The sequence below is a fragment of the Desulfotruncus arcticus DSM 17038 genome (assembly GCF_900113335.1).
In the GTDB taxonomy this organism is placed as follows: Bacteria; Bacillota; Desulfotomaculia; order Desulfotomaculales; family Desulfallaceae; genus Desulfotruncus; species Desulfotruncus arcticus.
Genome location: NZ_FOOX01000002.1, coordinates 216,877 through 230,264, shown reverse-complemented (window position 1 = coordinate 230,264; position 13,388 = coordinate 216,877). Strand labels below are relative to the sequence as shown.

Genomic DNA, 13,388 nt, shown 5'->3' with positions numbered 1-13,388 from the left:
CATCAACCTCCCTTCTATAACATAAACCCATTTTTATACGTCAGCTTATGAAACAATACGGCACACACAAGGTAAAATCCGACTGCGAACCCTGTCAATGCTGTTAGATTAAGTTGTAAAGCAACTCCAACAGGCGGATAAAGCAGGTCATAATATCCCTTGATCAGCTCATTAAAGGGATTGAATGGAATTTTCGGGATATTCCAGGTCGGCAGCAGCATACGGACTAATACCAAAATGGAAAGCGCATTAAAAAAACTACCGATGCCCAATATAAAAAACTGGTTTTTTATAAATATCGTAGTAACAAGCGCAAGCCCCATCATAACCAGGACGATTAGCAGGGTTAAATAAATAAAAACAGCTGATTGCATATTCAAAAGGTCTGCAGTTCTCAACATTAATGCCATTCCACCCATAGAAACAAGAACAAGCAAATGCTTACCCATAAAATAATTAAATACACTTCTGCTTGTCCGCATGACCTGGAGCATGTTCGTCTCCGCATCCTCCGCTATGGGCAGGGCGGTAAGCCAATAGGTCATGTCAAGCATAAGAATTACGATTAAAATTGCGATCATGCCACCCCATTGTATTGCAAAATTAGGGAAAAACAGGGCTATGGCATTATACACGAGTATATAAACCACCAGTTGACCGGAAATTGGTTTAGTCAAGCTGCCGCGCATTAATTTTACAAATTCTTCTCTCATCATTATTCACCATCCTTCAATCCACGACCTACTACTTTAATGAATATGTCTTCAAGAGTTGCTTCCTGGCTGTGGATACTATTCCATTGATCCTGGTCAATCAACCTCAAAAGTTCCTCTTTGTTTTTTCTGTCAACTGCTATAATCTTGTCGCCAACTGTAAACGAGATGCGGCTTTCACCATATCGTTTCTTGTAGGATTCGGGTGTGTCAATATCTACAATCTTGCCGCTGTTAAAAAAAGCAATCCTGTCACAAAGCTGCTCCGCTTCGTGCATATCATGAGTGGTTACAAACATTGTGGTACCCTGGTTGTTCAAATCTTTCAGCACCTTTCGTACATAGGCGGCGATATCCGGGTCCATACCACCTGTAGGCTCATCAAGAAATAGTATTTCCGGCCTGGTAACCAATGCCCGGGCCAGTACCAGACGAGTCTTCATTCCTTTTGAATATTGGGCGGCAGGCTTATCGCGGGCATCAAAAATATCCAAAGTCTTCATTACATCTTCAATTTCCTGTTTGTTGATGCCGTACAACTTGGCATGGAAATATAGATTTTCGTAACCCGTCAAGGTAGGGTAAAGAACATCATTTTCAAATGAAATACCAATTTTGCGCATAAACTTATAGTCCACTTTTGCCATATCCCGCCCCAGGATAAAAACGCTATTTGCTTGCGGCACAATAAGGCGTGTCAACAGTTTAATGGTTGTTGACTTTCCCGCGCCGCTGGGTCCCAAAAAGCCAAAAACCTCACCTTTTTCAACGGTAAATGAAATGTCATCCACCGCCTTGATCTGTCGGTCATATGAAAAAGTCAAATTCTTAACATCTATCGCTTTCAGTTTACTCCCTCCAATCCAAATTGACTACCAGGTCAATTTGGATATTACCATAACATTGACTCATCAGTCAATATCTCTGTTATACTTTTTCTCCATACAAGCGGGTGTTCCAACAGGCAGAGCAACTTGGGGCTTTCCATGGTATATTCATTAACTTTCCCCGTACTCTGTATTACGATAAAAAATAACACAGGCCTAGCGGCATATTGCCGCAGCCTGTGTTTTACTCTATATCCGCGCTTAGTTTGGCCAAAGCATTTTCAATCTGCAGGCGCCGGGTAACAGCCTTTGCTTATGATCGCCCACATTCGTTTACGTTAACACTCACATCACTTCTACATATCCTTCCGTGCCGTTCACACGGATGCGCTGCCCGTCTTTGATCAGTTTGGTGGCGTTTTCCACGCTTACCACCGCCGGAAGGCCGTATTCCCGCGCAATAACGGCACCGTGGGTCATCAGCCCGCCCACTTCCGTCACCAGGCCTTTGACGGATACAAATACCGGGGTCCAGCTAGGGTCGGTGAATGAGGTGACCAAAATATCGCCTTCCTCCAAGTCGGCGTCCGCCATTTTTAAAACGACTCTGGCCCGGCCCTCGATGACGCCGGCTGAAACCGGTATGCCCGCCAGGGCGCCATCGGGGATATTGCCGGTGCTGTACACGCCGGACACGACCTCGCCCTCGGACGTCAGCACCCGCGGCGGCATCAGTTTTTCATATACCTCGTACTCCTCTTTTCTCCCGCTAATAATGCTGTAGTCCAGCCGGTTTGTGCGAACGGCCTCCCGGAGTTCCTCCAGGGATAGATAGTAGATATCCTCCTTCTCCCGGATGACCCCCTTTTGCACGAGCCTGTCGGCCTCCTTCAGCAGAGCCTGCTTATAAACCCAGTAACGCTGGATAAAGGAATACTTGGGATATTCCCGGTAGCCGATAAAGTTGCGCATAACGCTGATCATCTTTTTGGTCTTAGCGGCCTTTTGTTTGCCGCCGGGCAATTGCTCCAGGCGGCTTAACAGCTCCCGTTCCTTTTGCTCTGCTTCCCGCCGCCCCTGCTCAAATTTAACGCTGCTTGCATTGGGCTCAAAATTTTTAATGTTGCTGAGAATCATGGGAATGAGTGCGGTAGGCTGTTCGTTCCAACGGGGCCTGGTGATATCGATCTCGCCGGAACAACGCATGCCGTACTTTTCCAGGTACGCCCGGATGGATTGGCTAACAGCTTCGCCGCCCTCCAGTTTGGCCAGATCCTCAAAAAAGGTTTCATCATCGGCCTGATGAAAATATTCAATCACCGCCGGATATTGACGGACCACGTCCGCTACATCCAGCAGCGCCAGGCCCATTTCGGATGTAATATTGTTGGCTACCGATTGGGAAAGCGTGTCGGCCGCGTGCTTTTCCCCCAACCATTTTTCCATTTTCTTATTGATCCATTCCGCCGCGTACACTCCGGCCATTATCGCTCCAAAGCTTCGTGGCTGATACAAGACTTCTTTTAATCGCTTATTGTCCTCTACAATAAAAGCTAACAGTTCCTCCCCGGACAAGCCGGCAATCTTTTGCTGCACCTCTTTAATCGACGCCTCGCTGCGGGAAATAAGATTGTAAACGATCTCGACGTCGTTTTGGCGGTAAATCTTGAAGGCTTCAATAAACATGGCTCCGGACATTCCCTCGGTGCGCAGGCTGAAAATTCTCTGGCCGCGCGGCAATGATTTCATAAAATCTTTTCGCTGAATGATACTTTTGAACGCGTTTTGCATCAGCGGGTCGTTCTTACCCATCATGGCACTGAGTAAAATCCTGCGGCCAATGGTGGAGGCCATATCATGCGATACATCGACAAACAGCCTTCCGCCGGCTTTACGTAATGGGTAATTTTCAGATAAAAACTGAAAGAAGGACATGCCCAACGGTTTGATGGGATCAGTCATCATCTGTTGATGTCCCATCGACATATAGACCCGGTTCTGCCCATCGTTAACGTCCGGTATAGGGTATAAGGTAGTGATGGGGCGGCTCTGAACGACGAAAATTGCATCTTCACTAATACACCATTCGATGTCCTGCGGGCTGCCAAAATAGACCTCAATCTTTCTGCCCATGCGCTCGAGCTGCAGAATCTGCTCGTCCGTAAGCGCCTGCATATTCTGCAGTCCGGGTTCGAGCTCCCGTTCCTCCGTGCCGCCATCTTCAAGTGCGTAAACGGCCAGCCTCTTGGTGGATACCTTTTTATCGACGATCCTGCCTTCCCGCACCTTATAAATGTCAGCGTTCACCAGGCCGGAGACCAGGGCTTCGCCAAGCCCGAAGCCGGCATCAATGGACAGCACCTTCCTGTTGAAAGTAACGGGATCGGCTGTAAACATAATCCCCGATGCCTGCGGGAAAACCATCCGCTGGATGACTACGGACAGATAGACCTTGCGGTGGTTAAAACCGTTTTGCATGCGGTAGATCACCGCCCGGTCCGTGAACAGCGAAGCCCAGCACTTGCTGATATGCTGCAAAATCGCATCTTTTCCTGTGATGTTCAAATACGTATCCTGCTGGCCCGCAAAGGAGGCCAGCGGCAGATCCTCCGCAGTGGCACTGGAACGCACGGCATAGGCATGTTCCTCGCCAAGCTTGGCGAGATAGCTAATAATTGCTTCCTCGATGTCCTTGGCGATCTCTAGCCCTTCGATTACCTCACGGATTTTGCCGCTGATGGCACCGATTTTTTCCCTGTCCTCCACCTTTAGAGCTGATAATTGATCCAGCAAGGTGTTAAATTCTTCGTTATGCTCGATCGTTTTTTTATACGCCCCGGTGGTGACGCAAAACCCCTCCGGCACCCGTATTCCCTCAATCCTTGACAGTTCCCCCAGGTTTAAACCTTTACCCCCGACAACCATGAGTTTTGTTTTGTCGATCTCCCGGAAACCTAGCACATATGAATTCATATGGGTTCCCTCCTTAAAGTGTCGTAAATGAGGTATACAAAAGTAATTTTATTCATTCTCTACATATACTGTGCTAATTATTTTGTAATAATCCGTTATTTCACAACTGAGTTCTTTGATGCGATTGCAGGTTACTTTTCGATTCCATAACGGATCATGCTTAGAAAACTGTTTATCTCGTTGAGAATGTTTTTTAAATACGTTTGATCCAAAATGTATAAATCCGTCATTTGGGATAAATACTTTTTTTCAAAATGATCCAGTGTGATCATGATCAGTTCAAATGCCTGCCTGCGGTCCACGCCCTCTTTGAGCGGAACCTTTTCAAACAACCGCTCCATTATCTTGTCCTTATCGGCAATTAGCGCGTCATACTTTTCTTCAATATCCTCCTTCAATTCATCCGGCGTCTCATAAAAGGCTTCTACCAACACTTTGTACATATCGGGATGCTTTAGAAAGTAATCGAGTTTTATGAGGCTGAATTTGTCCAGGGCTTCAAAGAAATCCCGGTATTCCGGCAGGGCGTCAACATTAAGTTCCGTTCTCACTTTTTCAAAACACCGATCCAAAATGCTGAGATACAACTCTTTTTTGCTCTTGAAATGGTGAAAAATCAGCGCCTTGGATACGCCGGCCGCCTCCGCCAGCATCACGGTCGAAGTATTTTTATACCCGTGGCGGGCAAACACAGCCAAACAGGCGTCCAGAATTTGCTCTTTATCGTAAAGCTGTAAAGGCAAGGGCGATGCCACCTCTCAGTTATACTAACCATGTGGTCAGTATAAATATAACACATGCTGACCACATGGTCAATATATTTGTGTACTTCCAGCACTACTCTGCAGCGAATGCAACAGGTACCGAAGTATTTATCGTTGCAAGCGTAGCACTATTTACACTTTGGGACAGGATTTTGATTTTAAATGGTACAATAGAAGTGAAAAATGCGAAACCGGGGTGATTTTGCCGGTGGATATATTTCCTCATACCAGTCATGTTGAGAGTATAATAATGATGACGTATTGTAGTGATAAGAGAAAGTAAGGCGATTCAACCACAAGATGTTGTGGTTTTGGAGCTAAAAATGGGCAAAAATCGGGTGTAGAAAGAAATCGGGTAGGAGGCTACCCATTAGTTGAGTAGCCGACCTCCCACAGAACCGCACGTACCGTTCGGTATACGGTTCCTCCCAAGTTTACGTACGAACAGACTCATAGTATTGAAGAAAATTAAAATATCCAGCCTTCTTAAGTTTTTCGGCAGAGATGGCTTTGGTAATAATCGGGTTACGGGCACAACGCCAGTAGCCTTTTCTTATGTTTGCACCTTCCAAAGAGGACTTAATGGTCCGCCTTATGCAAAGCTTAGCATAATCCGCCCTGGGGTGTTCCTTCTTCATTGCGCCAAACTACTCCTGTTTTGCATAACGCCAGCTTTAAGCCATTTCCCTATCATCTTAATAATGACCGGGTCGGCAATACGCTGCTTTATCATTTTAATTAAACCACCGATGGTTAATATGGTTAAAGTAGCCACGGATGTCTGCTTCAAATACGTGCCGCACTTTCTTCGTCACAATTTGCGACCTTAGTGACCGTAGCGCCTGGTGAGGGCTAGATTTGTTAATATCTATTGACCTATTAGGTAAATGGATATATAATGCAGGTGTTGACCTATTAGGTAAATGGACTTATTAGTTAAAGATTATAAATAATTATGAAGAAGGTGACTACTATGTTTTCAAAATTTTTGAGTTTAGAGCCTGAAAGACGGATTGTTATTTTGAATGCTGCACTCAAGGAATTTGCCAAAAAAGGCTTTGATGATGCGTCAACCAATGTTATTGCCAAGGAGTCCGGCATCTCAAAGCCATTGATGTTTCACTATGTCAACAGTAAAAAGGATTTTTTCCTTTTCCTTTACGATTATTGCTTGGACATTTTAGGTAGAGAGTATTTCGACCGGATCGACCTAAGTGAAAAGGATATTTTTGAGCGTTTGCGGCAGACTTGCCTGCTTAAAATTCAGGTAATGCAAAAATATCCGTGGATTTTTGATTTCATAAGGGTTGCGGTTTTTACCGATTCCGAAGTGGTGAAGGATGACTTGGTAAAAAGGCGTAAAATGGTGGAAGCCAGCAGTTTTGAACGGTTTTATGGCGATATAGATACATCACGCTTCCGCAGCGAGTTGGATATGGAAAAAGCAAAGCAATTGATTTTCTGGGCGGTAGGCGGATACGCAGATCAAATACTGGAGCAATTTAAGAGTTCGGATATCCTGGAGTTTGATTTTGAAAAAATCCGTACAGAGTTTGACGGTTATCTGAACGAGTTGCGAAAAACCTATTATAAATGATTGGAGGGTATTATGATGAATGTAATTGAAACAAGAAAACTCACTAAGTCTTACGGAAGGCAGGAGGCTTTACGCGGAGTTGATTTGACTGTAAAACAAGGCGAGGTGTATGGATTTATTGGCCCCAATGGAGCAGGAAAATCTACAACCATCCGAATTTTTTTAGGGATGCTGCGTAAAAGTGGCGGAGAGGCAAAACTGCTGGGCGGCGACCCGTGGCAGGATGCTGTTACTCTTCATCAGCGCCTTGTCTATGTACCGGGAGATGTAACCTTGTGGCCAAATCTAACCGGCGGTGAGGTGATTGATTTTTTAGTCGGTTTGCACGGCAAAATCAATCCCTCTCGCCGCAAGGAACTACTGGACAGGTTCCAGCTTGACCCAAAGAAAAAATGCCGTAGTTATTCCAAAGGCAACCGTCAGAAGGTGGCGCTGGTCTCGGCCTTTGCTGCCGATGCGGAGCTGTTGATTTTAGATGAACCTTCCAGCGGCCTTGATCCGTTAATGGAGCAGGTTTTTCAGGAATGTATCTCCGAAGTAAAAAAGCAAGGAAAAACCGTTTTTCTATCCAGCCATATTCTTGCGGAGGTAGAAGCGCTTTGCGACCGAGTTGGAATAATCCGACAGGGAAAAATTGTTGAATCCGGCACCCTTGAAGAACTGCGGCATTTAACACGCACAACCGTCACCGTGGAGCTTGCCAAGCCCACAAACCTGAATCAACTGCAAGGGGTTCACGATGTATCACGAAAGGAAGAAAAGTGGCGCTTTTCGGTGGACGCCAATGCCATGGACGCGGTTATGAATGCGCTTGCGCCAATGGGTATTAAGTCGCTTATGGCGGAACCGCCCACTCTTGAAGAACTGTTCATGCTTCACTACGGAGATAAGTTTGAGGGAAAGGAGTTGAACTGACATGAAAGAAAATCATTTTGCCGGTACAGGCAAGCTGCTTAAGCTTTATCTGCGAAGAGACCGGATAGTGCTGCCTATATGGATATTGCTGCCCATGATTCTCATTATGTTGCAGATGTCCTTCGTAAAAGCGATGCCGGATTGGCAGGTGCTTATCGCTGAACTGTCCGCAAGCCCCCTTACCGCTTCTTTGCTCGGGCCTATTGTTCCGTTAAGCATAGAAGGCGCCATCCTGTGGCGGGGCCTGCTGCAAGCTTCCATAGCAGTTATGATCGGAGCGGCGCTTACGATGATTCGGCATACCCGCACGGAGGAAGCATCTGGAAGAAATGAATTGATCCTTGGAAGACCGGTAGGAAGATACGCCAATCTATCTGCAGCCCTGATTCTTTCCTGTGGGGGAAGCCTGCTGGCGGGCTTATTGACTGCTGCGGCCTTGATGGGCAACGGCCTCGCAGGAAACGGTTCTCTGCTGGCCGGACTGACGCTTGCCGCCTCCGGATGTATCTTTGCCGGGATCGGCGGATTATGCGCGCAGATTTTTGAACACAGCGGCAGCGCAAGAGGGGGCGTATTTGGCGTATATGGATTAACCATGGTTGCCATGGTTCTTAATAATATGGGTGGTGGCAGCACCGGCTGGGCTTGGCTTGCCCCCGAAGCATGGTTCCGTATCACCGTTCCCTTTGGGGAAAATCATGCTTGGCCATTGTTGGTTTTAATCGTGCTCTCTGCCCTGCCGATGATGCTCTCCTATATGCTGCTTGTTCGCCGTGACATGGGTACCGGGCTTATCGCACAGAAAGAAGGTTCGGCTAACGCCTCCCCCCGTTTCAACTCTCCCATGGCCTTGGCCTGGCGGCAGCATAAAGGCAGTATTCTGGCATGGGCAATCGGCATGGCTTACCTTGGAGGGACTATGGGTGTGGGTACGCCCAATATATCCGAAGCCATCAGTTCCACGTTCGCCCAGATGAACACCTCCTGGGCGCCTGCTATGGCAAAGCTGGGCAATCAGGAAGGTTTCATTGCCATTCTAATCTACATCCTGGGACTGATGGGCGGTTTATCTGTCTTTGCCGTCACGACGATACAACGTCTGCGGAAGGAAGAAAAGGAGCATTATGCCGAGATGGTATTGTCAAGACCCGTGAGCCGGGTCAAATGGATGGGAAGCTATTTAGCGGTTGCTTTTGCAAGCAGCGCGTTGATACTTCTTGTCCTCGGTTTGGCTTGCGGCCTGGGATGGAGCATTGCCGCGGGAGAGTTCAGTCATTTTCCCCGCGTGTTAGGCATGAGCCTTTCAAAAATCCCTTCCGTCTGGACAATTATCGGCATTGCCGCACTGCTGTACGGCTGGCTGCCCCGTATCGCTTCCGTTCTTAATTGGCTCATATTGAGCGCGTTTATCTTCATCGAGATGCTTTGGGAGGTCGGAATTGTAGGATGGTCCGCACTGCAATGGACGCCCTTCGCCTATGCCCATTACAGTATACCAATCCATGAATTGGCGACTCTGCCATTGATTATACTAACAGTTATTACGGTAGTGCTTATATGGTTTGGGTTCATTGGATTCAGGCGTCGAAGTATTGGATGAAATAACATATTCAAGACCTGCCCTTTTTCGGCAGGTCTTTCATTTTTGTATTAAGTAGCATATTAATGATAAGAAATTTGTATCGAATAAAGCTTTCAAAAAGTAAATACGCGAAGGTTTTATTGCTTACAATTTAGCGTGTATAAAGCAAAAAGTGGGCACTGAATCGTCAAAAAATGGCCTACACAGGCAATGGATTCTGAAATATACCCTACATATACTGTGATGAGGCGGACAAATTGCTTTTGATGTTATGAACTCATTTGCTGTCGGCTTAAGTGTTCTTGTTTGCGTAAATTCTCATACTTTGACATAAGATTTTTGATCATTGTGGTTTCTATGATATCCCTCCTTTAAAATTATTTAAGTTGTTTCTTTCGCATCCTCCGGTTTTGCCATCATCCCGGCAACAATGAAATTAGTGAGATACTCCCGTGCTTGCGCCAAAGGTCCTGTCCCAGAAGGAATCTGAGGTGCCGGGTACGGCTAAATTTCGATTTATTTTGTCGAATTAGCGGAGTGCCAGGCACCCATCATTTCTACATATCCTTCCGTTCCGTTCACCCGGATCCGCTGCCCGTCTTTGATCAGCTTGGTGGCGTTTTCCACGCTTACCACTGCCGGAAGGCCGTACTCTCGCGCGATAACGGCGCCGTGGGTCATCAGCCCGCCCACTTCCGTCACCAGGCCTTTGACGGATACAAATACCGGCGTCCAGCTGGGGTCGGTAAATGAGGTGACCAGAATATCGCCATCCTCCAAGTCGGCGTCCGCCATCTTTAAAACAACCCGGGCCCGGCCCTCGATGATGCCGGTTGAAACCGGTATGCCCGCCAGGGCGCTATCGGGGATATTGCCGGTGGTGTACGCGCCAGACACGACCTCGCCTTCTGAGGTCATCACCCGCGGCGGCGTCAGTTTCTCATATACCTCGTACTCCTCTTTTCTCTTGGTGATGATGCTGTAATCCAGCCGGTTTGTGCGTACAACCTCCCGGAGTTCCTCAAAAGACAGATAGTAAATATCCTCCTTCTCCCGGATGATCCCCTTTTGCACGAGCCTGGCGGCCTCCTTCAGCAGGGCCTGCTTGTAGATCCAGAAACGCTGGATGAAGCCATATTTGGGATATTCACGGTAGCCGATGAAGTTCCGCAAAACGCTGATCATCCTCTTTGTCTTCTTGGCCTTTTGCTTGCCGCCGGACAATTGCTCCAGGCGGCTCAAGAGTTCCTGTTCCTTCTGCTGCGCTTCCAGCCGTCCCTGCTCAAACTTAACGCTGCTCGCATTGGGTGCAAAGTTCTTGATGTTGCTGAGGATCGCGGGAATGAGAGCGGTCGGCTGTTCGTTCCAACGTGTCCTGGTGATATCGATCTCACCGGGACAACGCATACCGTATTTTTCAAGGTACGCCCGTATGGAGTGGCTGACGGCATCGCCGCCTTCCAGTTTGGCCAGGTCCTCGAAGAAGGTCTCATCACTGGCATGATGGAAATACTCAATCACCGCCGGGTAGTGCCGGACGACGTCCGCTACGTCCAACAGCGCCAGCCCCATTTCGGAGGTGACGTTGCTAGGTACCGATTGCGAAAGCGTGTCGGCGGCACTCTTTTCGCCCAGCCATTTTTCCATTTTCTTATTGATCCAACCCGAGACTAACACCGCGACGGCGATCGCTCCATAGCCGCGTGGATCATACATGATTTCTTTTAGCCGCTTACGGTCCTGGACAATAAAGGCAAACAGTTCATCACCGGATACATTGGCGATCCTTTGCTGCAGGTTTCTGATCGACGCCTCGCTGCGGGCAATGAGATCTTGAACGACCGCTGCGTCGTTTTTACGGTAGATCTTTAAGGCCTCAACGGGCATTGCCCAGGACATTCCCTCGGTCCGCATGCTGATGGATCTCTTTCCGCGCGGTAATGATGCCAAAAAACCCTTCCGCTGCATTAACATATTGATCGCGTTCACTGTCAGCGGGTCGCTCTTGCCCATCGTACTGAGCACGATCTTGCGGCCAACGGGTGAGGCCAGGTCGTGCGTTACCTCCCAATACAACCTCCCACCGGCTTTGCGCATTGGAAAATCACCAGCTAACAACTGGAAGAAGGACATCCCCAACGGTCTAATAGCATCCGTCATCATCTGTTGATGGCCAAACGATATGTAGACCCGCATCCGCCCATCGTTTTCCGGTACTGGGAATAAGGTAGTGATGGGGCGGCTCTGCACAATATAGAACGCATCATCAGAAAGGCACCATTCGATATCCTGCGGGCTGCCAAAATAGGCCTCAATCTTTCTACCCATGCGCTCGAGCTGCAGAATCTGCTCGTCCGTAAGCGTCTGCATATTCTGCAGTCCGGGTTCGAGCTCCCGTTCCTCCGTGCCGCCATCTTCAAGTGCGTAAACGGCCAGCCTTTTGGTGGATACCTTTTTATCGACGATCCTGCCCTCCCGCACCTTATAAATGTCAGCGTTCACCAGGCCGGAGACCAGGGCTTCGCCAAGCCCGAAGCCGGCATCGATGGACAGCACCTTCCTGTTGAAAGTAACGGGATCGGCTGTAAACATAATCCCCGATGCCTGAGGGAAAACCATCCGCTGGATGACTACGGACAGATAGACCTTGCGGTGGTTAAAGCCGTTTTGCATGCGGTAGATCACCGCCCGGTCCGTGAACAGCGAAGCCCAGCACTTGCTGATATGCCGCAAAATCGCATCTTTTCCTGTGACATTCAAATACGTATCCTGCTGGCCCGCGAAGGAAGCCAGCGGCAGATCCTCCGCCGTGGCGCTGGAACGCACGGCATAGGCATGTTCCTCGCCAAGCTTGGCGAGATAGCGAATAATTGCTTCCTCGATGTCCTTGGCGATCTCTAGCCCTTCGATTACCTCACGGATTTTGCCGCTGATGGCACCGATTTTTTCCCTGTCCTCCACCTTTAGAGTTGATAATTGATCCAGCAAGGCGTTAAATTCTTCGTTATGCTCGATCATTTTTTTATACGCCCCGGTGGTGACGCAAAACCCTTCCGGCACCCGTAATCCCTCAATCCTTGACAGTTCCCCCAGGTTTAACCCTTTACCCCCGACGACCATGAGCTTTGTTTTGTCGATCTCCCGGAAACCAAGTACATAGGAATTCATACGGGTTCCCTCCTAAAAGTGTCGTAAATGAGGTATACAAAAGTAATTTTATTCATTCTCTACATATACTGTGCTAATTATTTTGTAATAACCCGTTATTTCATAGCTATCACTAAATAAAAAACCCGCTATTTTAGCGGGGTCAACTATTTTTCCATTACAGCCGGCAACCACATCCCCCCCCCCGGTAGGCTAGGATGCAACCCTCTTTCTCCAAACGCCGGAAAGCGGTATATATGAAATCAGTTTTAAGAGCCTTTCTTCCTGGCTGGTTGTGGAAATAGCCTTATTCTCAACGGATTGCTATTTTTGGGCCGTTTTTTAATACCATAATCCTCCATTCCAAATATACCCGTTAATTTATAAAAGCCCCAGGTGGCTGTCGAAAACCACAGGATAAAAGCCATTAAGGGCAGCCAAACCCTGTTATATGATTCAAAGACACCCAGGCTGATAACTATATTCGTATATAATACGCTAAAAACAATTCCACCGGCAGTATATACATAAACCAATGGCTTGTGTTCAGGTAAAAAATAAAAATATAATATAAAGTATATCGCCCAGGAAATAGAAGAAAAAATAGGTATGCCCAGGAAACCAAAAGGCCCGTAATTAATCCATCCAAATAACCCGGTAATGTTTCCCATGATGAGCATGAAAACGTCCATTATTCCTCCGAAAATAATCCCATATATAGATAAACGGCGAATTTCCCTTTTAGGTACAACAGCTATCAGAATTAATGCGAAAACACTTGTATAAATTAGGTATATAAAATGTTTTGGCAAATCTGCTACCTCCATTAAAATTCGAATCAATAAACGTAACCGCTTTTTGGCAGCGTGT

The 13,388-nt window shown here is 47.4% G+C and carries 11 protein-coding genes; 3 read left to right on the top strand and 8 right to left on the bottom strand.

Annotated elements, in window-relative coordinates; all coding sequences use genetic code 11:
* Window positions 1-14: 14 nt before the first annotated feature.
* The 6 genes from BM056_RS03625 to BM056_RS26040 form a co-directional block, all read right to left on the bottom strand.
* Entirely contained in the window at window positions 15-716 is a 702-nt protein-coding gene (locus BM056_RS03625; protein ID WP_092468808.1) for a hypothetical protein, read from the bottom strand.
* The gene (locus BM056_RS03620) at window positions 716-1,537 is read right to left on the bottom strand and encodes an ABC transporter ATP-binding protein (protein ID WP_165613360.1); all 822 of its coding nucleotides are present in this window, start codon (window positions 1,535-1,537) and stop codon (window positions 716-718) included. Before BM056_RS03620 ends, BM056_RS03625 begins: the two co-directional genes overlap by 1 nt.
* 348 nt (window positions 1,538-1,885) lie before the next feature.
* Complete coding sequence (ppsA, locus tag BM056_RS03615; RefSeq protein ID WP_092468805.1) at window positions 1,886-4,513, bottom strand: phosphoenolpyruvate synthase; 2,628 nt, start codon at window positions 4,511-4,513, stop codon at window positions 1,886-1,888.
* 131 nt (window positions 4,514-4,644) lie between these two features.
* The gene (locus tag BM056_RS03610) at window positions 4,645-5,256 is read right to left on the bottom strand and encodes a TetR/AcrR family transcriptional regulator (RefSeq protein ID WP_092468804.1); all 612 of its coding nucleotides are present in this window, start codon (window positions 5,254-5,256) and stop codon (window positions 4,645-4,647) included.
* A 455-nt stretch (window positions 5,257-5,711) separates the two neighbouring features.
* Window positions 5,712-5,915, bottom strand: coding sequence for a hypothetical protein (locus tag BM056_RS03600; protein WP_092468800.1), 204 nt, complete (start codon window positions 5,913-5,915; stop codon window positions 5,712-5,714).
* Window positions 5,912-6,067 (bottom strand): hypothetical protein, encoded by a 156-nt coding sequence (locus BM056_RS26040; RefSeq protein WP_165613359.1) that lies wholly within the window; start codon window positions 6,065-6,067, stop codon window positions 5,912-5,914. Before BM056_RS26040 ends, BM056_RS03600 begins: the two co-directional genes overlap by 4 nt.
* Before the next feature lie 183 nt (window positions 6,068-6,250).
* Here BM056_RS26040 and BM056_RS03595 point away from each other — a divergent pair, with 183 nt between their 5' ends.
* The 3 genes from BM056_RS03595 to BM056_RS03585 are packed head-to-tail and all read left to right on the top strand — an operon-like array spanning window position 6,251 to window position 9,389.
* Entirely contained in the window at window positions 6,251-6,874 is a 624-nt protein-coding gene (locus BM056_RS03595; protein ID WP_165613358.1) for a TetR/AcrR family transcriptional regulator, read from the top strand.
* 12 nt (window positions 6,875-6,886) lie between these two features.
* Complete coding sequence (locus BM056_RS03590) at window positions 6,887-7,789, top strand: ABC transporter ATP-binding protein (RefSeq protein WP_207648124.1); 903 nt, start codon at window positions 6,887-6,889, stop codon at window positions 7,787-7,789.
* A 1-nt stretch (window position 7,790) separates the two neighbouring features.
* Window positions 7,791-9,389, top strand: coding sequence for an ABC transporter permease (locus BM056_RS03585; protein ID WP_092468794.1), 1,599 nt, complete (start codon window positions 7,791-7,793; stop codon window positions 9,387-9,389).
* Between the two features lie 498 nt (window positions 9,390-9,887).
* Here the strand turns inward: BM056_RS03585 and ppsA (BM056_RS03580) are convergent, their stop codons facing one another.
* Both ppsA (BM056_RS03580) and BM056_RS03575 read right to left on the bottom strand, forming a co-directional pair.
* The gene (gene ppsA, locus BM056_RS03580; protein ID WP_092468792.1) at window positions 9,888-12,539 is read right to left on the bottom strand and encodes a phosphoenolpyruvate synthase; all 2,652 of its coding nucleotides are present in this window, start codon (window positions 12,537-12,539) and stop codon (window positions 9,888-9,890) included.
* Window positions 12,540-12,787: 248 nt separating this feature from the next.
* Window positions 12,788-13,330, bottom strand: a complete 543-nt coding sequence (locus BM056_RS03575; protein WP_238456288.1) for a hypothetical protein — start codon at window positions 13,328-13,330, stop codon at window positions 12,788-12,790.
* Window positions 13,331-13,388: the final 58 nt, after the last annotated feature.